Genomic DNA, 25,306 nt, shown 5'->3' on the forward strand with positions numbered 1-25,306 from the left:
CAGGCCCGAGGAGCCCCCAATGCAACTCGCCGCGATCATCGTGTCGCTGGTGCTGACCGTGATCGGCGTCGCGCTCATCGCCCGAGCCGGCGCCGAGATCTACCGGTTCGTGAAGCTCGGCGCGCCCGTACCGGCCGGCAGTCGCACCGACGACCCCAGAGCGCGCACGATCACCCTGGCCAAGGAGTTCCTCGGCCACACGCGGATGAACCGCTGGGGCGTCGTGGGCTTCGCGCACTGGTTCGTCGCCATCGGCTTCCTGACGCTCGGGCTGACGATCGTCAACGCGTACGGCCAGCTCTTCCAGGCCGACTGGATCATCCCGTACATCGGCACCTTCCTGCCGTACGAGATCTACATCGAGTTCATCGCGCTGGCGACCACCCTCGGCATCCTCGTACTGATCGCCATCCGGCTGCTGAACCTGCCCTCGCGGGCCGGCCGCAAGTCGCGCTTCGCCGGCTCCACGGCCTGGCAGGCGTACTTCGTCGAGTACGTGATCCTCACCATCGGCCTCGCGATCCTGATCCTGCGCGGCCTCGAAGGCGCCCTGCACCACGTCGACAGCTACGACCCGGCGTACTGGGTCTCGTATCCGCTGGTCCTGGCCTTCGAGGGGCTCAGCCTCGGCACGCTCCAGAACCTCGTCTACCTGACCGCCATGATCAAGCTCGGCGTGACGATGATCTGGGCCATCACCCTGGGCCTCAACACCACCATGGGCGTCGCCTGGCACCGCTTCCTCGCCTTCCCGAACATCTGGTTCAAGCGCGAGTCCGACGGCGGTACGGCGCTGGGCGCGCTCCAGCCGATGGTGTCGGACGGCAAGGAGATCGACTTCGAGGACCCGGGCGACGACGACGTCTACGGCGTCTCGCAGGTCGAGCAGTTCTCCTGGAAGGGCATCCTCGACTTCTCCACCTGCACGGAGTGCGGTCGCTGCCAGTCGCAGTGCCCCGCCTGGAACACCGGCAAGCCCCTCTCGCCGAAACTCCTGATCATGTCGCTGCGCGACCACGCGCACGCCAAGGCGCCGTATCTGCTGGCCGGCGGCGGCAAGACGGCGGAGGGCGAGGAGAAGGCGTCGGCGGAACAACTTGCCGGTGTGCCGGAAGCCGCCCTGGCGGAGGCCGAGCGCCCGCTGATCGGGACGCTGGAGGAGAACGGCGTCATCGACCCGGACGTCCTGTGGTCCTGCACCACGTGCGGCGCCTGCGTCGAGCAGTGCCCGGTCGACATCGAGCACATCGACCACATCCTCGACATGCGCCGCTACCAGGTGATGATCGAGAGCGCGTTCCCCTCCGAGGCCGGGACGATGCTCAAGAACCTGGAGAAGAAGGGCAACCCCTGGGGGCTCCAGAAGAAGCAGCGCCTGGAGTGGACCAAGGAGGTCGACTTCGACGTGCCGGTCGTCGGCAAGGACGTCGACGACCTCTCCGAGGTCGACTACCTGTACTGGGTCGGCTGCGCGGGCGCGCTCGAAGACCGCGCCAAGAAGACCACGAAGGCGTTCGCCGAACTGCTCCACATCGCGGGCGTGAAGTTCGCGATCATGGGCGGCGACGAGAAGTGCACGGGCGACTCGGCCCGCCGCCTGGGCAACGAGCCGCTGTTCCAGCAGCTCGGCCAGGAGAACGTGGCGATGCTGAACATGGCATACGGCGAGTCCCTCGACGAGGAGGGCGGGGTGGATCCGGCGACGAAGAAGCCGAAATCCTCGAAGAGGATCGTCGCGACCTGCCCGCACTGCTTCAACACCATCGCGAACGAGTACCCGCAGCTCGGCGGCGAGTACGAGGTCATCCACCACACCCAGCTGCTCCAGCACCTCATCGACGAGGAGAAGCTGATCCCGGTGACCCCCGTCGAGGGTCTGATCACCTACCACGACCCCTGCTACCTGGGCCGGCACAACAAGGTCTACACCCCGCCGCGCGAGATCATCGCGAAGGTGCCCGGCCTCCGTAATGAGGAGATGCACCGCCACAAGGAGCGCGGCTTCTGCTGCGGCGCGGGCGGCGCGCGGATGTGGATGGAGGAGCGGATCGGCAAGCGCATCAACAACGAGCGGGTGGACGAGGCGCTTTCGCTGAATCCGGACATCGTGTCGACGGCGTGCCCGTTCTGCCTCGTGATGCTGACCGACTCGATCAACGGCAAGAAGAACGATGGCAAGGCGAAGGAATCGCTCCAGGTCGTGGACGTGGCGCAACTGCTGCTCGACTCGGTGCGGACGCCGACGGACCCCGAGGACTCCTCGAAGCCGGCGGCCGAACCGGAGCCGGAGCCCGCGACGTAACACCCAACACCCTTCTTACGGAGGACGCGCGGCCGGACCTGCCTCGGGGGCGGGTCCGGCCGTTTCCGTCGTCCGGCTTTACCTCTCCTGGGGACGATCGGCCTGTGATCGCGATCGGTCCGTTTCCTTACCGCGACGCCCGCACTGGAGCATCATGTGGCAGCGAATGTCAGGTGACCGGACAGAAGTAGGTGGATGAGGCCGTGCGCATACGTACCGGCGGCACCGGCGCGACGACAGCGGTGATGACCGGCGCCGGCCTCTGTACGGCGCTGGCCCTGCTGCTGACCGGTTGCAGCGGCTCCGCCGACACCGACGGCGGGCCGGCAAGCGGCACCGAGGCGAAGAACGGCGACACCGCGCCCCTCGCCGAGCGCGCCTCCGTACCGAAGCGCCCCGTTCCGCGCGGCGACGGCAGCGACGTCGCGGCCGACTTCAACGGCGACGGGCTCCGCGACCTCGTACTGAACGACCTGGTGAAGGCCCCCGACGCGGTCCAGGGCGACGACGCGGGCATCGGCGTCGTGTACGGCTCCGACTCACCGCGCGGTGTCGACCCCGCCGTACGCCAGACCCTGAGCCCCACCGCCAACGGCGCGGCCACCGACGGCGTCCTCCCGGCCGCCTTCGACGCGGCGGCCACCTGCGACCTGGACGGCGACGGCTTCGCCGACCTGATCGTGAGCACGGACCCGCCGTACGACGGCCTCGGCCCCCCGCCCGTCCCGCTCCAGCTCCTCTTCGGCGGCCCGGACGGCATCACGGGCAAGGCGGTCGTACTCAAGATCCCCGACAAGGCGCGCTACGGCGAGGACTGGCCCGACCACCCGGTGTGCGGCGACTTCGACGGCGACGGCAAGCCGGACCTCGCCGTCTCGGCGAGCGCGGGCCAGGTCAGCTACCTGCGCGGCCCGTTCAGCCGCGCGGGCGCCCCCAAGGCCGCGACGGCCCCCGTCCCCGGCGGCGGCCCGGTCCTCTACGCCCCTACGGGCAAGGCGGACACGGACGCCGACGGCTACGACGACCTCGTGCACACCACCCGCACCCACGAGCCCGGCAAGGCCGCGAAGGGCAAACTGCTGCTCGGCGGCCCGCGAGGACCGGGCGAGGCGGGCGGCACATACACCTTCAAGGCGGTCACGCTCCCGTCCGCGCCCAGGCTGCCGGACGCGGACGGCACACCCACGACGGACCTCCTGGAGTCGGCGGACTTCACCGTGACGCGCACGCACCGGGGCGAGGAGAAGGATCTGATCGCGCTGTACCCGCCGAGGAAGGGCGGGAAGGCGGCGGAGCGCCCGGTGCTCACCTTCAGCACGTCGATCTTCCTCAAGTAGGCGTACGGGCCCGGTGGCAGGCCCCCCGGGGTCCCCTTAGGGGATGTCACAGCTCGGCCGCAAAGGCCGGCCGGTTCCGGCTCCTCCCGCCCCGCGCCGGTCCTGAGCGGGTACGTTCGGTGACGTGGCTGGATTCAGGATCGGACGCGGCCGGGACAACCGCAATCGGCAACAACAACCGCAGCAGCAGCCGTACGGACGGCAGGCGGCGCCCCCTCCTCAGTACGGAGGCGGGCAGCCGGAACCCCCGTACGGCAGACAGCCGCGCCCTCCGCAGCAGCAGTGGCCCCAGGCGGGCGCCGGACACCCCGGCCCCCAGCAGGGCGGCTACGGCTACCCCGGACCGGGCGGCCAGGGGGGAGGGCACGGCGAGCCCGAGTACTTCGGCGACCCGTACAACCAGCAGCAGGGCGGTGGCGGCGCCCACGACCCGTACGCCAACAACCCGGGACACACGCAGCAGTTCAGCGTGGACGAGGGCGACTACGGCGACGGCGCGACGTACCACGCGGGCTCGGCGCCCGCCCCGTCCGGTCCGCGCCTGCACTGGAAACAACTGCTCAGCGGCATCGTGCTGCGCCCGAACGCGACGTTCTGGCAGATGCGCGACTACCCGGTCTGGGGCCCGGCGCTGGTCGTGACGTTCCTCTACGGCCTGCTCGCCATCTTCGGCTTCGACGGCGCCCGCGAGGAGGCGATCAACGCCACCCTCTCGACGGCCGTCCCGTACGTCCTGACGACGGCCGTGGCGTTCGTGATCGGCGGCACGATCCTGGGCGCGGTGACGCACACACTGGCCCGCCAGCTCGGCGGCGACGGCGCCTGGCAGCCGACGGTCGGCCTCTCCATGCTGATCATGTCGATCACGGACGCGCCGCGCCTGGTCTTCGCGCTCTTCCTGGGCGGCGAGAACTCCCTGGTGCAGATCCTCGGCTGGGTCACCTGGATCGCGGCGGGGGCTCTGTTCACGATGATGGTGAGCAGGTCGCACGACCTGCCGTGGCCGAAGGCGCTGGGCGCTTCGGCGATCCAGCTGCTCGCGCTGCTGTCGCTGATCAAGCTGGGCACGATCTGAGGACCGGGAGCCCGCCGTCGTCCGTGAACGGCGGGTCTCGCCGGCCCTCAGCCCTCATGCCTCATGCCTCATGCCTCATGCCTCATGAATCGAGTATCTGCCCGGTGCGCCGGACGACGGGAGCCTCGACGCTCCAGGGGAAGTTGATCCACTCGTCGGTGCGCTTCCAGACGTACTCGCATTTCACCAGCGACTGCGTCTTCTCGTAGATCACGGCGCTGCGGACCTCGGCGACGTGATCGAGACAGAAGTCATGGACGAGCTTGAGGGTGCGCCCGGTGTCGGCGACGTCGTCGGCGATGAGGATCTTCTTGTTGGAGAAGTCGACCACGTTCGGCACCGGCGCCAGCATGACGGGCATCGCGAGAGTCGTACCAACTCCGGTATAGAACTCGACATTTACCAGATGAATGTTCTTGCAGTCGAGGGCGTACGCGAGCCCGCCGGCGACGAAGACCCCGCCGCGGGCGATGCTCAGCACGACGTCCGGCTCGTACCCGTCGTCCGCGACGGCCTGCGCGAGTTCCCGTACGGCGCCGCCGAACCGCTCGTACGTCAGGTTCTCCCGTATGTCGTCCACGTCCTTCACACCTGCGTCCGGTGGAAGTTGAGGAACGAGCGGGACGCGGTGGGCCCGCGCTGCCCCTGGTAACGCGACCCGTAACGCTCGGAGCCGTACGGGAACTCCGCCGGCGAACTCAACCGGAACAGACACAACTGCCCGATCTTCATGCCGGGCCAGAGCTTGATGGGCAGCGTCGCGAGGTTCGACAGCTCCAGGGTCACGTGCCCGGAGAAGCCGGGGTCGATGAACCCGGCGGTCGAGTGCGTGACGAGCCCCAGACGCCCCAGACTCGACTTTCCCTCCAACCGGGAGGCGATGTCGTCGGGCAGCGAGATGACCTCGTACGACGAGGCGAGCACGAACTCACCGGGGTGCAGGATGAACGCCTCGTCCCCGGCCGGCTCGACCTTCCGCGTCAGATCGGCCTGCTCGACGGCGGGGTCGATGTGCGGATAGCGGTGGTTCTCGAACACGCGGAAGAACCGGTCGAGCCGCACGTCGATACTCGACGGCTGCACCATCGATTCGTCGTAAGGGTCGATACGCACGCGCCCGGAATCGATCTCGGCCCGGATGTCCTTGTCAGAGAGAAGCACGCCCCGAGGATACGCAGAACGCGCGGGCCCACCCCAACTCGGGCAACCCCGCGCGCCCCTACCGACCCCCCGCGTCAGCGCCGCCCGACCTCCACCGGCACGGCATTCCGCAACCGAGCACAACGCGGACACCGAATGAGCCGCCCGGGCCCGAGCCGCCCGGCGTCAAGCTGCTGCATCGGGAACGACGTAGTACTGAACACATGCCCTTCGGCACAGCGGACGACGGTGCGCTCCATCAAATCCATCAGGTCCCTTCCCCAAAAACGCGGACGAACCCACACATTAGGGGATCACCAGGACGCCCACCGAGGCGGCACTCCGACACCACTCCACCCACGGACGCTACGCCCCAACTCCCGCGACCGACAGCGGCGTCGAGCGCCCGGAGTCGGCAATGGGGTAGAGTGTCCACGGAAGCGCCGCTGATCATGGGCGCTCCGCGCGGGTGTAGTTTAATGGTAGAACATGAGCTTCCCAAGCTCAGAGCGCGAGTTCGATTCTCGTCACCCGCTCTTTGATGAAGGCCCCGGTCAGCAACCGGGGCCTTCTTGTTGTCTGGACCACGTCAGACGTCGCGCACCAGATCCGCACCGGAAGGCCGGCCCGGCCCTTCCTGTAAGCGGCTCGAACTAGCTCTGTTGAGTCCCCGGCGACCTTGAGAGACGGCGCCTCGGCCTCGCTGATGAAGATCTGCCGTGGAACGCCATCACTGGTCGCGTTCGTGCACTTCGAGGCGAACATGCCCAGTTTGTCGAGCTGCCGAGCCTCGGACGCAGCGAGTGGACACTCTCACGACAACTGCGAGCTGGGTGACGATCGCCTCTGGCCTCTCGTCCGCGTCACAGTCGGCCGTTACAGGTAGCGAGAAGGGCCAACTTTCAGCGCAAACACAGGTGTTTGAAATACAGTCGGACCAGGCTCATTCGTGGTATCCGACCGCATGTACGGAAACAAGAGAAGAACACACATGGACGAACAGATCAGCGCCGACGCCCCTGCGATGCCTGATACCTCCCCAAAGGTTCCAAAGCCTTTGGATCGCCACGCGTTTCTGAAGGGGTTGACAGTCGGGATCCTGGCGTCCTCTCTGGTTGGTACAGGACTCTTCCTGGCTATGGACAACGGCGGCCGCCCGACGCCGGCGGCTCCTGAGGCCACGGCAACGGCCATCGAGGAGGTGGCAGACGAACCCACCGAAGAGCCCACCTCGGAAGAGACCTACAACACAGCTCCCGACCGTACAGATTTCTTGCTCGACCTGAAGACCAAGTCCAAGCAGTGTTTCGGCTCAGCCGGGTGCAACGTCACGGTGGAGCCGACCCTGTCCTACCTCGGTCTGCTGCCGCTCGACCCCGACGAGACCTACTCGATCACGTACGAGGTGCGCGGGGGCGAGGACGGGGCCGTCATCCAGACGATGGAGCTGACCAACCAGACCTCCCTTTCCTACCAACCCGTTGCCATGTCCACCGCCAAGAGCAGCTCCAAGTTCACCGCAGAAGTGACGGACATCGCGATGTCCGGCTAGTACTTCAATGAGAAATCGTTGCCTGAGCTGGTTCTTCTTCGGTAGTGGCTGCGGCGGCCGGTGACTTGGTGTTGTCTGCGCCAGTGGGACCAGTTGAGGGCGTGGGTGACGGGTCCGCGGCGGGGAAGGAGGGTGTTCCGGAGTCTGCGGACTTCCGCGACGGTGAAGCGGATGGTGCTGGTGGTCCCGTCGGGTTTCCCTGATCGGGGTCCGGGCCGCCGCAGTGGCCCGGAACGCGTGGGCAAGCATGGCGAGGGTGACATGCCGTGTCCGGGCGGGCGATGCCACGGCGGGCCAGGACCCACCGCTCGCGGGTGGGCCGGTCGCCGTCGAAGACACCGATCGCAGGCCGACGGGCGGTGGCCCAGTCGACACACTCCGCGGCCCGTCCCGCTTCGATCTCGACTCCGCCGGGCGGATCGCCCTGGGCGACACACTGCTGGCCCAGTTTCCCACTGAGGCTGCTTACCACTCTGGCGCCTTCAAACGTGCCGCTACTCGCTATGGGCTTTCAGTAGCTCGCGCCCGGGAGTACGTGGCACTGGCACGCTGGTTCAGTCGACTCTGCGGCTGGCGAAGGCCGCAAGCGCGAAACCGCGCACCAGTACCGATCCGCAATCGGCTCTAAGAGCTTGCAGATCATCAAGGTGTTGCTTTCCGTCCCATGCCTCGTTGATGTGGTATGCGTATCCCGGACGAGATCCGTACCCAACTCGCCATGAAGTTCGCGGTGTTGTTCCCGCATCTGAATGAGCGGCAACGGCGGCTGCTGATGGCCGCAGAGGCCCGTGTTCTGGGACATGGTGGTGTTCGGGCCATCGCGCGGGCGGCCTTGGTGAGTGAGACCACGGTCCGCAAGGGCGTGTTCGAGCTGGAGGCCGGCGAGGAGCCTCTGGGCCGGGTGCGGCGGCCGGGCGGAGGCCGCAAGAGAGTCGCAGATCTTGATCCGGGGCTGCGGCCGGCTCTCCTGGCGCTGGTCGAGCCGGACGAACGAGGCGATCCGATGTCGCCGCTGCGGTGGACGGTGAAGTCGACCCGCACGCTGGCGCGGGAGCTGACGCGGACCGGGCACAAGGTCAGTGCGGACACCATCGCGGACCTGCTGCGGGAGGAAGGCTTCAGTCTGCAGGCCAACGCCAAGACCATCGAGGGAGGCCAACCCCCGGACCGGGATGCCCAGTTCCGCTACCTCAACGAGCAGGCCCGCGATCACCGGGACGCCGGCCAGCCGGTGATCAGCGTGGACACCAAGAAGAAGGAGCTCGTCGGCGACTTCAGGAACAACGGACGCCAATGGCGGCCCGCGGCTGACCCGATGCCGGTGAACGTCCATGACTTCGCCGACCACCAGCTGGGCAAGGCCGTCCCGTACGGGATCTACGATCTCGCGGCGAACACCGGCTGGGTCAACGTGGGCACCGATCACGACACCGCCGCGTTCGCCGTGGAATCGATCCGCCGCTGGTGGTCCGGCCAGGGCCGGGCCGCCTACCCGCAGGCGACGCGACTGCTCATCACCGCCGACGCAGGCGGCTCGAACGGCTACCGCACCCGGGCCTGGAAGCTCGAACTCGCCCGGCTCGCGGCCGAAACAGGACTGACGATCACCGTCTGCCACCTGCCGCCGGGCACATCGAAGTGGAACAAGATCGAGCACCGGCTCTTCTCCCACATCACCATGAACTGGCGCGGACGCCCGCTGACCAGCCACGAAGTCATCGTCCAGTCCATCGCCGCGACCACCACCCGCACCGGACTGCGCGTCATGGCCGAGCTGGACACCAACATCTACCCAACCGGAGTCCACATCGGCGACGCGGAGATGGCGGCCCTGCCACTGGCCCGACACGCCTTCCACGGGGACTGGAACTATGCCGTGCACCCCCAACCGTGCCCTGCCGTCCCAGCCCCCTGGGCTCCGCGAAAACCAGCCCCGCAGTGGGACCACGCTCTCCTGTCCGACCCCGCCCTGACCGGCATGTCCCGGCAGCAACTGAGCGATCTCACCGACATTTTGGCCCTCGACGGCGACGTCAAGCGCGGACGCCCGCCCCGGCTCGCTTTCCCCGACCAGGTCCTGGCAGCCGTCCTTCACCTGCGGATCGCCCTGGCCGCGGAACCCCTCGCCGTCCTGTTCGACAGCAGTCGCACTGCCATGCACCGCACCCTGCTGAAGATCCGGACACTACTCAAAGCACACAGCATCATCATCCCGCCAGCGGCCACCCCGCCCTCCGCCCTCACAGCCCTCCAGACTCGGGTTCAAGCTCTGAGCGGCGACACCAACAGCATGATCAAGACAACGTGTTAATGATCTGCAAGCCCTTAGATAAATCCCGAACCAAGCCAGTGTCATGCCAGCCGGCGTTGTGATTCGGCAGCTCGAACGACCGGAGGTTTGGCAGGCTGTGGTCGATCACATCGTGGCAGACCCTGCCAGCCGGAGAGAAGTGCTACTGCGTCTCTCTGCGTAACCGTCGGGAGTCCTGCACACGTACCCTCCTTAAGCCAGAGGCCACCAGGTCACTCAAACGCCAAGTGATGCCCACGCTCAGAACGTGGGTTCGGGTCTGCTCGCCCGCTCTGTGATGGATGCCTCGGTAAGCTGGTGGGGCTTTTTCTCCTATCCCTCAGCGACAACACACCGTGGCCTCCACGGGCAGCCAAATTCGGGGATCCTTCCCCGCCCGGAGCATGGGGTCCCGGCCTACCGGATCAAGGGAACACGAACCAGAGAACGCATACTCCAGCATGCTGAGATTATGCCCTCAACGACTCGCATCACCGTCACGCTCCCCAGCGACCAGGTGGCGGAGCTCCGCAAGCTCACGGACAACGTTTCCGGCTATGTGGCGGAAGCCGTGGCCCGCCAGATCCGGCACCAGCTCCTGGGCGACGACCTCCGCCGTCACGAGGAGGAGCACGGACCGTTTAGCGATGAGGAGCTCGCCGAGGCGCGCGGGAGGATCTTCGGCTCCGCCGGCACCTCCAAGGGCGCGGACGCCGCGTGAGCGAGCGCATCGAAACCGTCGTCCTGAATTCCGAAGGGATTTTCGCCTGGATCGCGCAAGACCGCAAGCTTCTCGCGATGCTTCAGGTCTTCCACAACATGGGAGCCGATCTGGTGATCGGGGCCAACACCATCGTGGAATTCACCCACTCTCGTACCAACATGCCGCGACTAATTGGGCCCTTTCCCGCGTCAAGGTGGAGCCGGTCACCGAGCGGGCGGCGAAAGCGGCTGCTGAGCTCCTAAAAGGCGCCGGGCTGCACGGGCACAAGTACGCCATCGACGCCACGGTCGCCGAAGTCGCCCTGCGCCAGCCGAAGCCCGTCGCCTTGTTGACGTGCGACAGCGACGACACGACCAAACTCTTCGGCAACCAAGTCCGCATCATCCCCCTCTGACCAGTCGGCCCACCCCGAGCACACCCACTGGCAGGGTCCGCTACACCGCTACCCTCGTGCCCCATCCGTGCCCAGCAGAGCGGACAACAGCGGTCAGGTACAGCTTCCAGAGAGCATGGCGATCCCAGCTTCCTCGCAGGAAAGTGCGGTTCAGAGCCCTTCCAAAGGTTCAAGCACCGCTGATTCCCAAGCTCAGAGCGCGAGTTCGATTCTCGTCACCCGCTCCACGACGAAGGCCCAAGTCAGCGACTTGGGCCTCCTTTGTTGTCTAGTCCACTTTCCGGCCGCGTGCCATTCGCGTGCCTTAGCAACCCCTCCGACCAGGCCGAACGTTGCCGTCGCACCCCCTCAGGCAGCACCTGACACTCCGTCGTCTCATTTAATGAGACACACTTTGAGTGACCTGTCGGGAGCCCCTCATGTGCGGCAGAAGTCGGCGAGCGCCGCGTCTGGCGGATGAGCGATTGAGTTGGCGGGCCTTGGTGTTGACGGGCAGGGAAGACGAGTGGCAGCGGTCGCGGTGCTGTTGGTGTCGCATGCCTTTTCTCCGCGGCCTCAGGTGTCGCTCACAGCCCGGGCAACCGCCTCGGTCACCGCTGGTGTCACTCGGGGGTCCAGCGAGTGCGGGACGACGTAGTCGACAGTGAGCTTGTCCTTGGCCACATCGGCGATCGCCCGTGCCGCCGCGAGTTTCATTCCGGTGGTGATGAACCGGGCGCCCGCGCCGAGGGCGCCACGGAAGATACCGGGCGAGGCGAGAGTGTTGATGATCTGGTTCGGATGGTCGCTGCCGCCGGTTCCCACGACGGCGACGTGCCGGGCGGCCACTTCGGGCTGGATCTCGGGGTCGGGATTGGACAGGGCGAATACGGTCGCCCGCGTTCCCATGCTGGCGATCAGGGATTCCGGGACGGTCGACGAGGACAGGCCGATGAGCACGTCGGCATCGCGCAACGCCTCGGCGGGACCGCCCCGCAGCCCTCGCGGATTGGTCCGCGCTGCCAATGCGGCCTTGGCCTGTGTCAGACCGCTTCGGCCGGTGAACAGGATGCCCAGCGAGTCGAGCACGGTGACGTCGTTGATACCGGCTTCCAGTAGCAGGTGGGCGGTGGCGATGCCCGCCGCGCCGGCGCCCAGGACCGTGACCCGGCTTCCTTCAAGGGGACGGTCGAGTACCGTACGGGCGCCGAGCAGCCCGGCCAGGACAGTCACCGCCGTACCGTGCTGGTCGTCGTGCATCACGGGGCAGTCGAGCACCTCCTTGAGCCGTTCCTCCAGTTCGAAGCAGTCCGGCGCCGCGATGTCCTCCAGGCACACGGCGCCGAAGGACGGCCTCAGGCGGAGCAGCACTTCGACGATGTCGTCGATGTGCGGCGCGTCCAGGACGACCGGTAGCGCGTTGAGTCCCGCGAACCTCTGGAAGAGGGCGGCCTTGCCCTCCATGACCGGCAGTGCGGCGGCGGGCCCGACGTTTCCAAGGCCCAGCACCGCCGTGCCGTTGGTGACGATCGCGACCAGCCTGCTTGCCCATGTGTAGTGCGGGCCGAGCGCGGGGTCCCGGGCAATGGCCCGGCTGACCCGTGCGACACCGGGTGTGTAGGCCACGGAGAGGGAGTGCGCGTCCTGGATCGGGAGGGTGCCGACGACGGACAGTTGTCCGCCCTGGTGCGCGGCGAACACCTCAGCGTCCGTGAGGCGGTCGTGGGTAGGCAAACCGATGACAGTCATGGGTCCTTGGTGGGTGGTGGGGTCAGGGAGCCGGTGTGCGGGACCCGCGCCGGCGTGGGCGCTACTTGCCGTGGGCGGTGAACACGCGGGTGAGTGCTGCTTCCAGCCGTTCGGCCTGCTCGGCGTTCTCAGCCACGACGCAGTACTCGCCGAATCCACCGGCGTCGCTGCCGTCCTCGACTGCCAACAGGACACCCGTGCGGGTCGCGTGGTCGTAAGCCAGCCCGCTTTCTGCCAGGATCCGCACGGCGGTGGTGAACGCCGGGAATGTGCACCGGCGCTGTTCGACCAGAATGCGGTCGGTGAGGTAGTCCCCGCCCACGACGTGCTCCCCGATGTGGTAAGCGTGGGTAGAGCCGCTGACCCGGCAGTTGAACTCATTGACCAGAATGTTCTGGTCGGGCGTTACGATCGCGTCGATGCTGACGACACCGCGGTACCCCATCGCGTGAATGGGGATGCAGAGTTGCCGTGCCGATCTGAGGAACTCCTCAAAGCCTCCGAGTTCCGCGGCCGGCGCGGGCCAGACATGGCCGTTCAGCACCGGAGCCATACGCATCGCACCGTGGCCTGCGAGTTCGGCCCCCTCCTCTTTGACATGGAACTCGGCGCACAGAGGCAGCGAGTCGACGTGGTAGCGCTCCACGACGACCGGACTGCGTTCGCCGTCAGTGAGCCAGTTCCACCGTTCGGCAAGGTACTTGGCGAGTGCCTCGGGGTCGGCCGTCACCACGGTCCGCAGCGCTCCGACCGGCTCGACACCGGCAACTGGGCTGACCACCTCGTTGCCGAATCCCGCGACATGGAAGTCCTTCTTCACAATTGCCGGGTGCCCCTGGTCGAGCAGTTCCTCCCACAGGAACTCTGCGGCCTCCTCCTGGCTTGAGCAGACCCTTCCGTGCGGCACAGCGACACCCGTTCCCCCGGCCAGTGCGCGGAAGGTCGCCTTGCTGTTCAGCAGCCTGCCACCGCCCTGGTCCAGGAAGTCGAACCCAGGCGTGACGGTGTCCAGACCGAGCTTCCCGCTCAGGACCGTGACGGTGCTGTCGAAATGGAACGGGAACACCTCACGCACGTCGCGGGCCGCCACGGACCTCCGCAGCCGGGCAAGGAACCCCGGGTCGAGAAGGCGGTCCCGGGAAAGGATCCCGTCGCCGTAGCTGCCCGCCTGAGGCACGATGACGTCAATGCTCAAGCGGTCGATGCGGAGCTGCTCGGCAACATAGTCGAGAAAATGATCGTCCGGTGCCACGGGGAGCACGAGTACGTCCCCCTCCTGAAGACACCACGCCATGCGCTGGGCCTGGTTTCCGACATACGCGCGATAACTCGGGGAAAGGCTTCCCAAGTCCCCTACCATCTCTTCGGTGCGCTGATTACTGATAATCAATTTCGACATGCCTGAATTCCCCTTCGGGAGTTATCGGATTCGCCACCGAGGTAATTTACGGGCAAATGACCTGCGCAGATTTCGAGTTTCGGCCTTCAGACCCACAAGTTCCACACATGCAGGGGCGGCCCTCACAGCATACATAGCTATTGACGGGCCGTCATAAATGGCGGATCAAATTACTATCAGAGGAAAAGTGGATCTGCTTTGAAATCCAACCAAAGCGCCGCCTTTCCCTTGCAATGTGGACGTCTGATGGGTTGTTAGTCTCTGCATGAGAAGGGCCGATTTACCTTCGTAGATCGTGCCGGATGAGCTGGTGGCTCAAATCCAGCCGTACTGCGGGTCGTTCCGCGCCGCACGCATCATCCGGGGCGCAGGTGTCTGGACGCCCGAAAAGGTGCTGTCCGACATCGTGTTCGTACTCAACATCGGCGCTCCGTGGAGTTCCTGCCGCAAAAGCTGGTTCTCGACTCCGGCAGGACGTGCCGGCGGCGCCCGCGGGACTGGAACGAGGCTGACTTTTTCTGGTGAACATCCACAGCAAAGATCGCCAACTACTGCTCAAACCGCTGGCTAGTACTCCAGCCGTAGATCGTGATCTTCATGTCTGATTCGCGGCTTGTCGGCGGTAATGGCTGGCCTGGGCTCGGGCCTGGTGGCGGCGGCGCCAGGCGGAACAGCGGAGCCGGTGGGCTGCATCGTGCACGGGCCGGACGATCAGCGTCGTGAACAGTCGCTGGATCTCGTTGCAGGTGAGCGGGATCAGCTCGTCCGGGGCGGGATGGCGTGCGTGTTCGTCGGCGCGGACGACGGCGAGGAAGGCGTGAGCGAGCATGGCGAGGGTGACCCAGCGAGACCAGGAGGTATAGCGGCGAACCTGGTGCTCGTCGAGTGCGGCCAGGCCCTTTCCGGATTGGAGGAACTCCTTCACCCGCCATCTTGATCCAGCGACTCTGACCAGCACGGCCAACGGCACGGACGCGGGCGAGTAGCAGCGTTAGTAGGCGAGTTCACCGGTGCTGCGGTTACGGCGGATCAGCAGCTGACGACTCCCGGGGCGGGGGTCGGCGAGGTCGATGACTGCCCAGTTGTAGAAGCGGTGCCCCTTGGCCCCGGCCCCTGCCGATAGCTTCTGCCAGGCCCGCTTGGGCACCTTCTTGGACAAGATGTCCGCACGGAACTTCCCCGCACCGGTGGTGACTTCGTGCGAGCAGGCCACCGCGAGGACGTAGCCGGTGCCGCGTTCCTCCAGTGCGGTTCGCAGCTTCGGGTTGCCGCCGTAGACCTCGTCCCCCGCCACCCAGGCAGCCTGATGGCCGGCGTCCAGGAACCGGGCGACCATACGAGTGGCCAGCTCCGGCTTGGTCGCGAAGACGGTGTCCTCGTCCAGGCCCGCAGCCCGGCAGCGGTCGGGGTCCAAGGTCCAGGAGCGCGGAACGTAGAGTTCCCGGTCCACGGCGGCGTGGCCGCGCTGACCTGCGTAGACCAGATAGACAGCGACTTGGGAGTTCTCAATCCTGCCGGGGGCCTGTATTTCAATTACTGCTCGGTGAACGGGTGTTGGCGGGACACTGAGGCGTGACTGCGTGTGCGGCTGCTCAGGCTTCGGTTGTGGCTCTGAGGGCGAAGTTCGACCAGTTCCTTCCTCATCTCGATGAGCGACGCCGGCGGATCTACCTGGCCAGCGAAGCTGCCGCGCTTGGCCACGGCGGGATCGCGTTGGTGGCGGCCGCTTCTGGTGCCAGTGCGGCCACCGTCGCACGCGGGATCGCCGAGTTGTCCGGGCACCCTTTGCCATCCGGGCGGATCCGGGCTCCAGGAGCCGGCCGCAAACCGCTGACGGTCACCGACCCCGGTCTACTGCCCGCGCTCGAAGCTCTGATCGAGCCGCACACCCGGGGTGATCCGGTCTCGCCGTTGCGCTGGACCACGCTCTCACTCCGTTCGCTGGCCTCTGCGCTGACCATGCAGGACCACCCGGTCGGCGCGGCGACCGTCGGACGCCTGCTGCACTCTCTGGGATACAGCCTGCAGGGCACCGCCAAGACCACGGAAGGCGCCAGTCATCCGGACCGTGATGCCCAGTTCACGCACATCAACGCCACCGCCGCGGCGTTCCTCGAGGGCGACCAGCCAGTGATCAGCGTGGACACCAAGGCCAAGGAATGGCTCGGTAGCCGTGATCGACCCGGACGGACCTGGCGGCCAGGCAAGAACCCCATCCGTGTCGACTGCCACACGTTCATCACCAGTGACCAGCCCGTGGTCATCCCCTACGGAATCTACGACATCGCTCGCAACACTGGCTGGGTCAACGTCGGGACCGACCACGACACGGGCGAGTTCGCGGTGGAATCCATCCGCCGCTGGTGGCGGCAACGTGGACGGGACGACCACCCGGACGCCGCCCGGCTGCTGATCACCGCCGACTGCGGTGGTTCCAACGACCCCCGCCGCTGGACATGGAAGAAGCACCTCGCCGCCTTCGCCTTGGAAAGCGGGCTCGAGATCACGGTCTGCCACTTCCCACCCGGCACATCGAAGTGGAACAAGATCGAACACCGGATGTTCTGCCACATCACCGCGAACTGGCGTGGCAGGCCCCTGACCAGCTACAAGACCGTCATCGAGACGATCGCCGCCACGACCACCCGCGCCGGGCTCAGAATCGGCGCCGAACTCGACACGGGCCGATATGACCTGGGCACCGAAGTGCCACCCGCCGAGTTCCATGCGCTGCCGATCACACCCCACGCCTTCCACGGCGGCTGGAACTACACTCTGGCACCGGTCGCACCCCGGCTTCCCGAGCCGGCACCGAGCCGACAGCGGATCGATCCCGCCCTGACGGCAATGCTCAGCGACCCGGCCCTGACCGGGATGTCACGATCCGCGTTCGACCTCCTGGTCACAGTCTCGGAACCGTACTGGGACGCCTTGGCCGAGGCAGCATTCCAACGACGCTTCCACCGCCCACGCAGCTACCTCCACCCACAGATCAGCAGCCTCGACCACTACCACCGCCTACTGACTGCCCTGTTACGGCGCCGCCGAGCCGTCACCAGCACCCTTCTGGCCGAGCTCCTGAACGTCACCCGCACCAACCTGTCCAACCAATTCCAAGACGGTCACCGCCTTCTGGACCTGCACCGCATCGCGGTCACACCGCTACCCGGAACCCCGGCCCGCACCCTGTCCCAACTCCGAGCCCGCCTACCGTCACACGGCGACACCTGCGCAGATCAACTCTGACAGTTATTCAGACACAGGCCCCCGCCGTGCCGGTGTACTGGCGCTGCACCCCGACCGTGCTGGTGCCCTTCTTCACGTCCCCGGTCTCGTCGACCACCAGTACCGCCCGGTCGTCGTGCAGATGCTCCACCACGTACTCCCGTACGTCATCGCGTACCGCATCGGCATCCCACTTGGCCCGGCCCAACAGGTGCCGCATACCGTCCGGAGTGGTCTCGCTGGCCCACTCCGCGATTGTCCAGCAGTTCTTGCGTGGCAGGTCGGCCAATAGACCGAGCACCAACCGCGCCGCCCTGCGCCGGGGTTCGACCCGCGCGAAGCGCCCCGCGATCCGGCCCATCAGACCCTCGAACGCGTCCCGCCAACGGGCGGGTTCTATGCTGTGACCTGCGGCCACCGTCTCTTCGTCAGTCCACACAACTCACGATGATCAACGGTGGCCGCAGCCGTCTTATCGTCGGCCCTGACCAGCCAACATTACGATCTGTGCCTGGAGTAGGCGGCGGTCGAAGGGGCGACGCAGGCGCGCCGTCCCGTATCAGGAGGACATATGCGACGTGGCGAAGTCTGGTGGGCAGATTTCAACGAGCAGCGGGCAGTCGTACTGCTGTCGGGAGAAGAGACGTCCGGTTTCTTGGCGATGCAGGTCGTCGCTCCCGCGGGCACCGATCTCAGCGGCGTGGCCGTTGAGGTGGCAGTAGGTGCCCCCGAAGGACTGCCTCTCGAAGGCGTCCTGAGAGTCGCACTTCCACGTCCCGACTTCATCCCTTGCACTTGGCTGGTCACCCTGGCCAGGGAAGACCTGATCGGGCAGGCGGGCGTCCTGCCGTCCGCGAAGCTCAGCGAGATCGAGGATGCCCTTCGTCTCGGTGGACTCAAGTAGGCACAGAGGGATGGACGCCGCCGATGGCGCGGCCGGTCTCGTCGAGATGGTCAATGGTGGCCGCGCCATATCAGCGGCGCCCCCACTCACAAGATCACGATCTACGGCTGGAGTACTAGGGGCGATGAGACCAGGGTTGCCGGTGGTGTGCCGACGCGAACTATTCACCGGGACGTGTGGGGTTGGGGCAACAGGTCGCTGGCAAATGGCCTTTAGCCTCGCCGTTTCAGTTGGGGTTGCTGGGCGGCTGAGCGAGGTTGTTTGAGGCTGGGTCGGCCGGTGGGCATGGTGAGGGCCCGACGCGGGGTCGGGTTCTCCGAGGTCCTTGGGTTGAGGTGGGCGGGGGTGGTGGGTCAGCCGGCGGGGCGGGGTAGTGCGGCCAGTCGGTGGAATGCGGCCGTGAGCTCGTGTCGCCAGGGCCAGGTCGCCGATATCCGGAGGCGGAGGCGGCGGCTGCCCCGGGTGATTCTGGCGGCGACGTGCAGGAGCCGGTATCGGAGTTTCTTGGGTTCGGCCGTGGCGAGTTCGCCGTCCAGGAGGAGGGTGCGGGTCCAGGCAAGGAGGTCGATCGCCGCGAGGCTGAGTTCGAGCCAGGCGGCGTTGACGCCGAAGCGGCGGGAGGGGAAGCGGCCGAAGCCGGTGGTCTTGCCGCACCGGATGTGGTCTTCGACGGTGGCGTGCTGGCGGTGGCGGACCTCCAGGAACTGGGCGGAGCCGGAGGTGAACGGGGTGTCGGTGAGAAAGACCTGGTGCCGCATGCCTTCGTCCTGGTCGAAGAGTGAGAGCTGGGCTCCGGGGTGGGGATGTTCGCGGCGGACGATGATGCGGGTGCCGTCCGGGTAGCCGGCAAGGTCGGTCATGCCGGTCAGTTCGGCGACCTCGGCGGACTCGCGGAGGGTGCCGTCCTGGTCCAGGGCGGGGTGCCAGACCTGCTCGGGCAGGGCCCGGATCGCGCGGCGGACTGGTTCGGTGACCGCGTATCCGACTGAGAAGAAGGTGCGGATTCCGCGTGTTCGCAGGTCTCGGATGTGGCTGAGGAACGCTTTCGCGGATCCGGCGCTGTCGGTGCGGATCAGGATGTCGGTGCCGTGCCGGTGGGCGTCGGGGATCTGCGCGAGAGCGTCGTCCAGAACCGCGATGTGATCCGCGGCCGTGTTGGCTCCGGAGTTTCCGGGCCGGAGGCGCCCGGACATGGCCTCGCCGGTGTTGGCCAGGAAACACAGCAGGGGGTGGAAGCCGAAGCCGCCTTTGTAGGTGGGTGCGGCCTGGACCTTCTCCGAGTGGCAGGTGATCAGCGTGGCGTCGATGTCCAGGACCAGTCCGGGCACTTCCCGCCCGCCGGCTTTCGCCGCCGGTATGCCGCAGCGGGTCTCGGATGCCTGGAGCCAGGCCACTTCCCGAGCCTGAGCCCGGGCTGAGCGCAGGCGGCCCAGTACGCGTTCATCGACGGCGGCCAGCACCCGCCAGGCAGTCGGTGTCGAGGCGATGGGGCCGAACACCTCGCGCTGGTCGCGCAGGACGGCCAGATCCGTGATGGTCTCGCCGCCGGCAGCCACCATCACCGCGAGGTCGGTCGCGATCCGGCCCGGGTCATGACCAGTACCGCGTGGCCGGAGCGGTCCGAGCGCGGTGGAGTACGCGCTGGTCAGTCCGGTGACATCGGCGAGATCAGCCAGCAGCCGTGCCCCGGCATGACCGATCACCCCCGCCCCGTCAGCAGAGACATGAAGCCTGGGACGCGAACCGATACCCTGCACGCAGAAAGTGCCTTCCACCTGGACCGACAGAACCCCTCGACAAGGTTCATCGTCCCAGCTCGGAAGGCACTTTCGCGTTCACGGCCAGCAACTGGTCGCACGCCAACTGAAACGGCGAGGTTAGTGATGGTTGGCGATGTCGCGTGACGGTCTTTATGGGGTGTACTTCGGATTGCGAGAGGTCGCTGTTGGCGTCGGGCCGGTCTCGATGGCGGCTGGCGGACGGCTTGACTGATCGAAGCTACGCGGGCAGGCCAGAGCCGCGGCTCGGAGGTCGGCCCCGTTCTTTGCACCGCCTGCGCGAGCAAGGACACCGCGTCGAGCTGTTGTCGCGAGGACGGGGGCTTAGCTGCGGCGTGTGCTCGGACGGCTTCCGTCGGAAGTCTCGCCGAATGGAAGAGTTCCGGTCTCTTTTGCCTGCTGTGGGCGCGGAATACGGAACTCGGCACCTACTCGGCCAACTCCTTCTCTACTGTGATCGCATGAGCGAAGATAACCCTCTCATGCTGTCGCCTCTTCGTGCTCTGGTGTCGCAGGAGGAGTGGGCAGAGCTGACCCGATATCGAAACCAGACCTACCTGGCCGGACGAGCGCTGCTGCGTCAGGGTGAGAAGGGAAATCACGTACTCGCACTGATCAGCGGGCTGGTGAAAGTCGTCCGAACCGACCGTGACGGGCGGCAGCGACTGCTCGCCTTCCGAGGAACCGGCGAGATCCTGGGCGAGATGGCGCTCCAGGGTGTGGGGGTGCGAATGGCCAGCGTGTGGGCGATAAGCAAATGCAAAGCCGCCCTCGTCGGGGGAGAGGAGTTCCGGCGGTTCGTGGACAGTCACCGACTCGCCTATCCACTCGCTGTGATGGCCTCCCGTCGTCTGCTGGAGCAGACCGAGATCCATGACGGGGCCGTGCACGAGCGGCTTGCCGTGGCCCTACTTCGTCTGGTCGAGGTGTCCGGCGGGGAGCGGTCCTTCGACCTCACCAGGGAAGACCTGGCACAGCACATCGGTGTCGGCCGCAAGGCTGTCAGCAAGGCGCTTGAACGGCTCGGGCAGGACCGGGTGGAGGCCGGGAAACGCCGGATTGAAGTGACCGACTTGGAAGGGCTGCGCGAGATGATCGCCGGCCGCGTCGAGCCAGGAGCGCGGTGTGCTTCACGTCACTCTTCGTCGGGTCCTGCGGCACCGAACGTTCCCGCGCTCCCTGTGAAGCTCGAAACGCGAGCCACCGCACGCACGAGCGCCCCGGCCCGACCTCCGAGAGGTCGGGTGGGCTTCACAGAGGAGTGACATGCGCGAGTTCAGCAGCGAACTGCCCCGCCGAATCGCCAGCCCGTACACCCACAGTCGTCCGCTGCCCGCCTACCGGGGCATCCTGGCGGTAGACGCCAAGGACTTCACGGGACGCCCGGCGATCGAGCACGAAGCCGTCAGTCGGGCCGTACCCGAGCTTCTCAAGACCGCGCTGTCCAGGGCGGACCTGGGGGACCTCTGGGAGGACCGCAGGTTCCCCGCCTCAACCGGCGACGGCTACGTCTTCGGGTTCGACCCCGAGCGGATGCCCTTCGTGATCCACCCGCTTCTGCTCACGCTTCAGGACGTACTGACCGACTACAACGTCCTGTCCTACGGGGCGGTGCCCATCAGGCTCCGAGCCAGTGTGCACGTCGGCCCGCTGCCCGACACGGGGGACGAGTTCAGCGGCAACGGCACGGCCCGCAACGACACGCACCGCCTGCTCGACTCACGTCCAGTCAAGGCCGTGCTCGCCTCTCACAAGGAAAACATCACCCACGTTGCGTCGATCCTCTCCGACCGCTGCTACGAGGACGCCGTCGCCGGTGGGTATACCGGGCGCCATCCCGACCATTTTGTGGAGGTGGCCGCGACGGTCGACGGCAAGCCGTTCTCCCAGCGGGCCTGGATCTACGTACCGCAGCCGTCCGGGCCGCTGTACGAGGAGACCTCGGACGCCAACACCAGCGAGGAGTCCGCCCCGGAAGCGGCCCGGCCTCAGCCGCGTGACGACACACCGGCTCCTCAAGTGAGGAACAGCGCCCCCAGCGGCAACCTCAACACCGGCACCGTTCACGGTGGACAGAGCGTGGCCAACCACCATGTCGCCGGCGATCACGTCGAGGGGAACAAGGCCGGCCGTGTCCGCGGATTCCAGGGCGACCAGGTCCGCGGCAACAAGTACGAGGGGCGCCAGTGACCCCGGACGGGGAGTCGCCGTCGCCGGAGCAGCCCGGTTCGGCACCGACACCGGCACCGGCACCCGACGACGGGCCGTCGCGTGTCGAGGCTGAGCACGATGTCCCCGAGCTGCTCCACGCCATCGGCGCTGCCGAGCGGGCTTCGCTCTCGTTCGTGTACGCCCCGCGAGGAAACTTCAACTCCGGTGCTGTCCACGGTGGCCAGCGCGTACACAACGGGTCCGCGAACGAAGGGCGGGGGCCACGGGAGGGCAGGGTCCGCGAAGGGCCTGTCCCTGAGGCGGAGGTACGGGCCGCCGCCTTCGGGTTCGCACGACCCGACTGGTTCAACGGAGCTCTCAGGGAGTTGAATGACGGGCCGCTCTTCCTGGCCGGGCGGCCGGGTTCGGGTCGACGAACCGCGGCGCTCAACCTCCTGCGCGAGAGCTGTGGGGAAGGGGCCCTGCTGCGGGCACTGGACAGCGTCACCGAACTGGACCGCTGGCAGCCCACCGATCCGTCGGCACGCGGATACCTGATGGACGGCCTGTTCCCGTCCCGGCCCCTTGGTTCCGGTGTCCTGGGCCATGTGCGCTCACTGCTCGACAAGGCCACGGCGCACATGGTGATCATGCTGCCTGATGACGCGGCGCTGCTGCGCCGCCTTGAACAAGACCTGCACGTCCGTCCCGTCCGGTGCGTACCGCCCCCGCCCGCCATGGTCTTCGGCAGCTACTTCGAGGCGGTGGTTCCGGATCAGCGGGAGCGGGAGCGCTTGCTGGCGGCGCTGAACCGGCGTCATGAGCTGAGCGACCTGCTGGTGGCGGAGTTGGTGCCGGCCGAGGTGGTGGAGCTGGTGACAGCCATCGTGACGGCTGACGGCGACCCGGACGCGCTCGGTGACCTGGGGGGCCGCCTGAGCTACCGGGCCGAAGAAGAGGTTCCCGAACTCATGCGGGAGCTGCGTGGTGACCCGGAGGCCCTGGCCTTCTTGCTGGCAGCCGCTGTCTACGAGGGCCTGGACCACCGACTCGTCAGGGAGGAGGCCACCCGCCTGCTGAAGCTGTCCGAAGGCCGTCTGACGGCAGAGCTGCCGCCGACGGACTCTTCAGGAGCTGAGAAGGCCGGTCGGCCCAACCCGGACTTCGTCTTCCGGCGGTCCCTGACAGAACTGCTGCACACCGTTCGGGCCGTCCGCCGGGAACGTGAGATCAGCACGGAAGGCGCCTACGCGCACAGCGTGCAAGGGGTCGTGTTCGTCAGGCACCGGCAGGCCGAGGCAGTGCTCAGACATGTGTGGCGTGAGTACGGACAGTTGTCGGACCTACTGGTCGAGTGGCTGCGGGAAGTGGAGCGCACCACCGAACTCACCAAGCCGGTGGGCCAGTTCATGGGCAGGGCGGCGATATGGGGAGGCGGGCGGCGCGCACTGCGGCACATCAAGGCTCTCGCCGAGGCGGACCGCACGACCAGTCGTCTCATCGCGGCGAACGCGCTGGGCATCGCGGCCGAGGACCCGGTACTCGTCGCGGAGGTGCGCTATCGCCTTCAGCGCTGGAGTGTGGCGGCCGACGTCCACCTGCGGACGACGGTGGCCTACACCTGCGGTGCGGAGTTCGGGCTCTCACGCCCGGACCTGGCTCTGCGGCTTCTTCACGATCTCCTCCTCGGCGTGCGGAGCCGCTCTGGCGAAGGGGGCCAGGACGACGACGGCAAGGTTTTGCTAGCCGTGCGGGTGGCGATGCTGAGTCTTTTCCAGGCCGGTAATGAGGCCAAGGTGTTCGGTCGGCTTGTCGAATGGTTGGACGCGGAGCGATGCGACACGGAACAAGTGCTTTCGGTGTTCGGGCAACTGCTTCAGTCCCCGGGGTGGTTCATGCGGAGACTCGCGGCTGAGACCCCGGAAGCGGGGTCGATAGTGGAATTCGTCCGTCGCGCGTTGAACTCCGAGAGTTCCTTCGATGCGACCTGTGCAGCATTACTGCGCTGGGCCGACTGGGCGCGTTGGGACGAAACACAGTTCCGTGCGGTGGAGAACCTTTATGGCGCGTTGGCTCATGTCATGCGATTCGGCGAATTCCGGTTGTTCGTCGAAATGGATGAGACGGGCGCGGACGGGTGGGCTGGACTGAACACGGCGCGGGCTTCGCTCAGCAGGTGGCGCGCCGGTGAACGAGGGGAGGCAGCATGAGCGACGAGTCGACCGAGCGTCTCTACTTCCGGGTCGCCGGCTCGCCCTGGCGGGAGATCCTCCGCCGACGCTGGTCCGCGACCAGCGACTGGTCCCTGGTGCTCAGGGACGAGGCCGGGGACTACCGCCTCCTCGGCCGTGGTGGGGATCCCGACGACGCCGGAGCCTACGGACCTGCACCGGACGAGGCGGCTCCGCCGGGCCTGGGCAGACGGTACACCGACGTTTTCCGGGTGGACACGACCGAGCACGTGGACACGCGAGCGGTCGCCCTTCCCACCGTGTACGGAACGGAATCTGTGGATCTTTGGGTCTCGTGGTGGGTCCACGACCCCGTACGCGTCGTGCACACGAGGACCGCGCACGGTTGGCATGTCGTGCGGACCCGTCTCACCGGCGCCCTGCACCACCTGGCCGAGGCGCAGGCGGCGGGCGGCAGTGGGCTGGGGGCCCCGGAGATCATGCAGTATCTCGGCGTGCCGCAGCGCCTGGACGAAACGGGTCTGAGCTACCGGGTGTTCGACGTACGGCTCCGTGAGAGCGGTGAGGAACTGCTGCTCGGTCAGGAGGAGGGCGAGGGAGTTCGCTACTCCTGGACGACCAGCCGTCGTGGGGAGTACGAGTTCTGCCTCCAGGCGCTCAACGCCGGGCCGGTGTCCCTGGCAGCGCTCTGGCTCCTCAGACATCCCGACCAGGTACGCCAGGTGCTGGACTGGTCGGTCGATCACCAGAATCTGCTGAGCCCTCCGCGCAGTGACTGGCAGGAGGAACTGGCCGTACTGCTGGGCACGCTGACCGATCAGGAGCGCAAAGAGATTTCCTACATCCTGCGGGACCGGATCTCCGCGCTCGGGCGTCCCGTTCCCGGCGAGGCGATTTAACGTCAGGATTCGTGCTCGACATTCGAATGAATGGGCGAGTTGGCTGCCTTCGGGCAGCACACTCGCTCTTTATTTTCATGAGGTTCCGCGAGTCCTTCTCTGTGACTGCGGTCACCTGATTTCTGGGCCTCGGGAGCGGATGCGTGGATCGATACACGAGATTCTCGATTCGTCCAGGAAACGGGTGCCCGATCCACTTTCCGGGTGTCCAGAGCA

18 protein-coding genes, 1 tRNA gene and 4 pseudogenes are annotated in these 25,306 nt (G+C 66.9%); 15 read left to right on the plus strand and 8 right to left on the minus strand.

The window, feature by feature from the left end:
• Positions 1 to 19 precede the first annotated feature (19 nt).
• The 3 genes from OG700_RS17555 to OG700_RS17565 all read left to right on the plus strand — a co-directional run bounded on the left by OG700_RS17555 (position 20) and on the right by OG700_RS17565 (position 4,714).
• The gene (locus OG700_RS17555; protein WP_405614600.1) at positions 20 to 2,302 is read left to right on the plus strand and encodes a heterodisulfide reductase-related iron-sulfur binding cluster; all 2,283 of its coding nucleotides are present in this window, start codon (positions 20 to 22) and stop codon (positions 2,300 to 2,302) included.
• Positions 2,303 to 2,547: 245 nt separating this feature from the next.
• Positions 2,548 to 3,639 (plus strand): FG-GAP repeat domain-containing protein, encoded by a 1,092-nt coding sequence (locus tag OG700_RS17560; protein ID WP_405621775.1) that lies wholly within the window; start codon positions 2,548 to 2,550, stop codon positions 3,637 to 3,639.
• A 124-nt stretch (positions 3,640 to 3,763) separates the two neighbouring features.
• Complete coding sequence (locus OG700_RS17565) at positions 3,764 to 4,714, plus strand: Yip1 family protein (RefSeq protein ID WP_405614602.1); 951 nt, start codon at positions 3,764 to 3,766, stop codon at positions 4,712 to 4,714.
• A gap of 82 nt (positions 4,715 to 4,796) precedes the next feature.
• Here the strand turns inward: OG700_RS17565 and OG700_RS17570 are convergent, their stop codons facing one another.
• Positions 4,797 to 5,294 carry a phosphoribosyltransferase gene (locus OG700_RS17570; RefSeq protein ID WP_405614604.1) on the minus strand — a complete coding sequence of 166 codons (498 nt, stop codon included), beginning with the start codon at positions 5,292 to 5,294 and terminating at the stop codon, positions 4,797 to 4,799.
• Positions 5,295 to 5,299: 5 nt separating this feature from the next.
• A complete protein-coding gene (gene dcd / locus OG700_RS17575; protein ID WP_405614606.1) occupies positions 5,300 to 5,875 on the minus strand; it encodes a dCTP deaminase in 576 nt (191 codons plus the stop codon).
• Positions 5,876 to 6,319: 444 nt separating this feature from the next.
• Here dcd and OG700_RS17580 point away from each other — a divergent pair.
• Positions 6,320 to 6,390 (plus strand) — tRNA-Gly (locus tag OG700_RS17580).
• On the opposite strand, the gene OG700_RS17585 is transcribed toward OG700_RS17580, so the two are convergent.
• Positions 6,359 to 6,619 (minus strand): hypothetical protein, encoded by a 261-nt coding sequence (locus OG700_RS17585; RefSeq protein WP_405614608.1) that lies wholly within the window; start codon positions 6,617 to 6,619, stop codon positions 6,359 to 6,361. The genes OG700_RS17580 and OG700_RS17585 overlap by 32 nt on opposite strands.
• 226 nt (positions 6,620 to 6,845) lie before the next feature.
• Between OG700_RS17585 and OG700_RS17590 the strand changes: the two genes are divergently transcribed.
• From OG700_RS17590 to OG700_RS17605, 4 genes and pseudogenes are all read left to right on the plus strand, one after another.
• A complete protein-coding gene (locus OG700_RS17590; protein ID WP_405614609.1) occupies positions 6,846 to 7,406 on the plus strand; it encodes a hypothetical protein in 561 nt (186 codons plus the stop codon).
• A gap of 682 nt (positions 7,407 to 8,088) precedes the next feature.
• Positions 8,089 to 9,717, plus strand: coding sequence for an ISAzo13 family transposase (locus tag OG700_RS17595; RefSeq protein ID WP_405614611.1), 1,629 nt, complete (start codon positions 8,089 to 8,091; stop codon positions 9,715 to 9,717).
• 451 nt (positions 9,718 to 10,168) lie between these two features.
• A complete protein-coding gene (locus OG700_RS17600) occupies positions 10,169 to 10,417 on the plus strand; it encodes a hypothetical protein (protein WP_405614613.1) in 249 nt (82 codons plus the stop codon).
• Positions 10,414 to 10,814, plus strand: a pseudogene (locus OG700_RS17605) (DNA-binding protein). The gene OG700_RS17600 and the pseudogene OG700_RS17605 overlap by 4 nt, the downstream one beginning before the upstream one ends.
• Before the next feature lie 555 nt (positions 10,815 to 11,369).
• On the opposite strand, the gene OG700_RS17610 reads toward OG700_RS17605, so the two are convergent.
• Positions 11,370 to 12,542, minus strand: coding sequence for an NADP-dependent malic enzyme (locus tag OG700_RS17610; protein ID WP_405614615.1), 1,173 nt, complete (start codon positions 12,540 to 12,542; stop codon positions 11,370 to 11,372).
• A 61-nt stretch (positions 12,543 to 12,603) separates the two neighbouring features.
• Positions 12,604 to 13,941: a peptide ligase PGM1-related protein gene (locus OG700_RS17615; protein ID WP_405614617.1), complete on the minus strand. Its 1,338-nt coding sequence runs from the start codon at positions 13,939 to 13,941 to the stop codon at positions 12,604 to 12,606.
• Positions 13,942 to 14,236: 295 nt separating this feature from the next.
• Between OG700_RS17615 and OG700_RS17620 the strand changes: the two genes are divergently transcribed.
• Positions 14,237 to 14,512 (plus strand): hypothetical protein, encoded by a 276-nt coding sequence (locus OG700_RS17620; RefSeq protein ID WP_405614619.1) that lies wholly within the window; start codon positions 14,237 to 14,239, stop codon positions 14,510 to 14,512.
• A 24-nt stretch (positions 14,513 to 14,536) separates the two neighbouring features.
• On the opposite strand, the pseudogene OG700_RS17625 reads toward OG700_RS17620, so the two are convergent.
• A pseudogene (locus tag OG700_RS17625) lies at positions 14,537 to 15,457 on the minus strand (IS701 family transposase); the annotation flags it as partial.
• A 56-nt stretch (positions 15,458 to 15,513) separates the two neighbouring features.
• Here OG700_RS17625 and OG700_RS17630 point away from each other — a divergent pair.
• Positions 15,514 to 16,959, plus strand: a pseudogene (locus OG700_RS17630) (ISAzo13 family transposase); the annotation flags it as partial.
• Between the two features lie 247 nt (positions 16,960 to 17,206).
• Here OG700_RS17630 and OG700_RS17635 read toward each other — a convergent pair.
• A pseudogene (locus OG700_RS17635) lies at positions 17,207 to 17,527 on the minus strand (transposase); the annotation flags it as partial.
• A 210-nt stretch (positions 17,528 to 17,737) separates the two neighbouring features.
• Here OG700_RS17635 and OG700_RS17640 point away from each other — a divergent pair.
• Positions 17,738 to 18,070 (plus strand): type II toxin-antitoxin system PemK/MazF family toxin, encoded by a 333-nt coding sequence (locus OG700_RS17640; protein WP_405614621.1) that lies wholly within the window; start codon positions 17,738 to 17,740, stop codon positions 18,068 to 18,070.
• Positions 18,071 to 18,423: 353 nt separating this feature from the next.
• Here the strand turns inward: OG700_RS17640 and OG700_RS17645 are convergent, their stop codons facing one another.
• Entirely contained in the window at positions 18,424 to 19,845 is a 1,422-nt protein-coding gene (locus OG700_RS17645; RefSeq protein ID WP_405608350.1) for an IS1380 family transposase, read from the minus strand.
• A 374-nt stretch (positions 19,846 to 20,219) separates the two neighbouring features.
• Here OG700_RS17645 and OG700_RS17650 point away from each other — a divergent pair, with 374 nt between their 5' ends.
• From OG700_RS17650 to OG700_RS17665, 4 genes are all read left to right on the plus strand, one after another.
• Positions 20,220 to 21,113, plus strand: a complete 894-nt coding sequence (locus OG700_RS17650) for a Crp/Fnr family transcriptional regulator (RefSeq protein WP_405614623.1) — start codon at positions 20,220 to 20,222, stop codon at positions 21,111 to 21,113.
• A 1-nt stretch (position 21,114) separates the two neighbouring features.
• A complete protein-coding gene (locus OG700_RS17655) occupies positions 21,115 to 22,038 on the plus strand; it encodes a hypothetical protein (protein ID WP_405614625.1) in 924 nt (307 codons plus the stop codon).
• Positions 22,039 to 22,385: 347 nt separating this feature from the next.
• Entirely contained in the window at positions 22,386 to 24,209 is a 1,824-nt protein-coding gene (locus OG700_RS17660; RefSeq protein ID WP_405614627.1) for a hypothetical protein, read from the plus strand.
• Positions 24,206 to 25,090 (plus strand): hypothetical protein, encoded by an 885-nt coding sequence (locus tag OG700_RS17665; protein ID WP_405614629.1) that lies wholly within the window; start codon positions 24,206 to 24,208, stop codon positions 25,088 to 25,090. The genes OG700_RS17660 and OG700_RS17665 overlap by 4 nt, the downstream gene beginning before the upstream one ends.
• Positions 25,091 to 25,306: the final 216 nt, after the last annotated feature.

It is taken from the genome of Streptomyces sp. NBC_01508 (assembly GCF_045040315.1).
In the GTDB taxonomy this organism is placed as follows: domain Bacteria; phylum Actinomycetota; class Actinomycetes; order Streptomycetales; family Streptomycetaceae; genus Streptomyces.

Excerpts from the sequence above, each read along its gene's own strand:
- OG700_RS17555 (WP_405614600.1), top strand. The coding sequence starts at position 20 with ATGCAACTCGCCGCGATCATCGTGTCGCTGGTGCTGACCGTGATCGGC.
- OG700_RS17560 (WP_405621775.1), top strand. The coding sequence starts at position 2,548 with ATGACCGGCGCCGGCCTCTGTACGGCGCTGGCCCTGCTGCTGACCGGT.
- OG700_RS17585 (WP_405614608.1), bottom strand. The coding sequence starts at position 6,619 with ATGTTCGCCTCGAAGTGCACGAACGCGACCAGTGATGGCGTTCCACGG.
- OG700_RS17590 (WP_405614609.1), top strand. The coding sequence starts at position 6,846 with ATGGACGAACAGATCAGCGCCGACGCCCCTGCGATGCCTGATACCTCC.
- OG700_RS17595 (WP_405614611.1), top strand. The coding sequence starts at position 8,089 with ATGCGTATCCCGGACGAGATCCGTACCCAACTCGCCATGAAGTTCGCG.
- OG700_RS17600 (WP_405614613.1), top strand. The coding sequence starts at position 10,169 with ATGCCCTCAACGACTCGCATCACCGTCACGCTCCCCAGCGACCAGGTG.
- OG700_RS17610 (WP_405614615.1), bottom strand. The coding sequence starts at position 12,542 with ATGACTGTCATCGGTTTGCCTACCCACGACCGCCTCACGGACGCTGAG.
- OG700_RS17615 (WP_405614617.1), bottom strand. The coding sequence starts at position 13,941 with ATGTCGAAATTGATTATCAGTAATCAGCGCACCGAAGAGATGGTAGGG.
- OG700_RS17640 (WP_405614621.1), top strand. The coding sequence starts at position 17,738 with ATGCGACGTGGCGAAGTCTGGTGGGCAGATTTCAACGAGCAGCGGGCA.
- OG700_RS17650 (WP_405614623.1), top strand. The coding sequence starts at position 20,220 with ATGGAAGAGTTCCGGTCTCTTTTGCCTGCTGTGGGCGCGGAATACGGA.
- OG700_RS17655 (WP_405614625.1), top strand. The coding sequence starts at position 21,115 with ATGCGCGAGTTCAGCAGCGAACTGCCCCGCCGAATCGCCAGCCCGTAC.
- OG700_RS17665 (WP_405614629.1), top strand. The coding sequence starts at position 24,206 with ATGAGCGACGAGTCGACCGAGCGTCTCTACTTCCGGGTCGCCGGCTCG.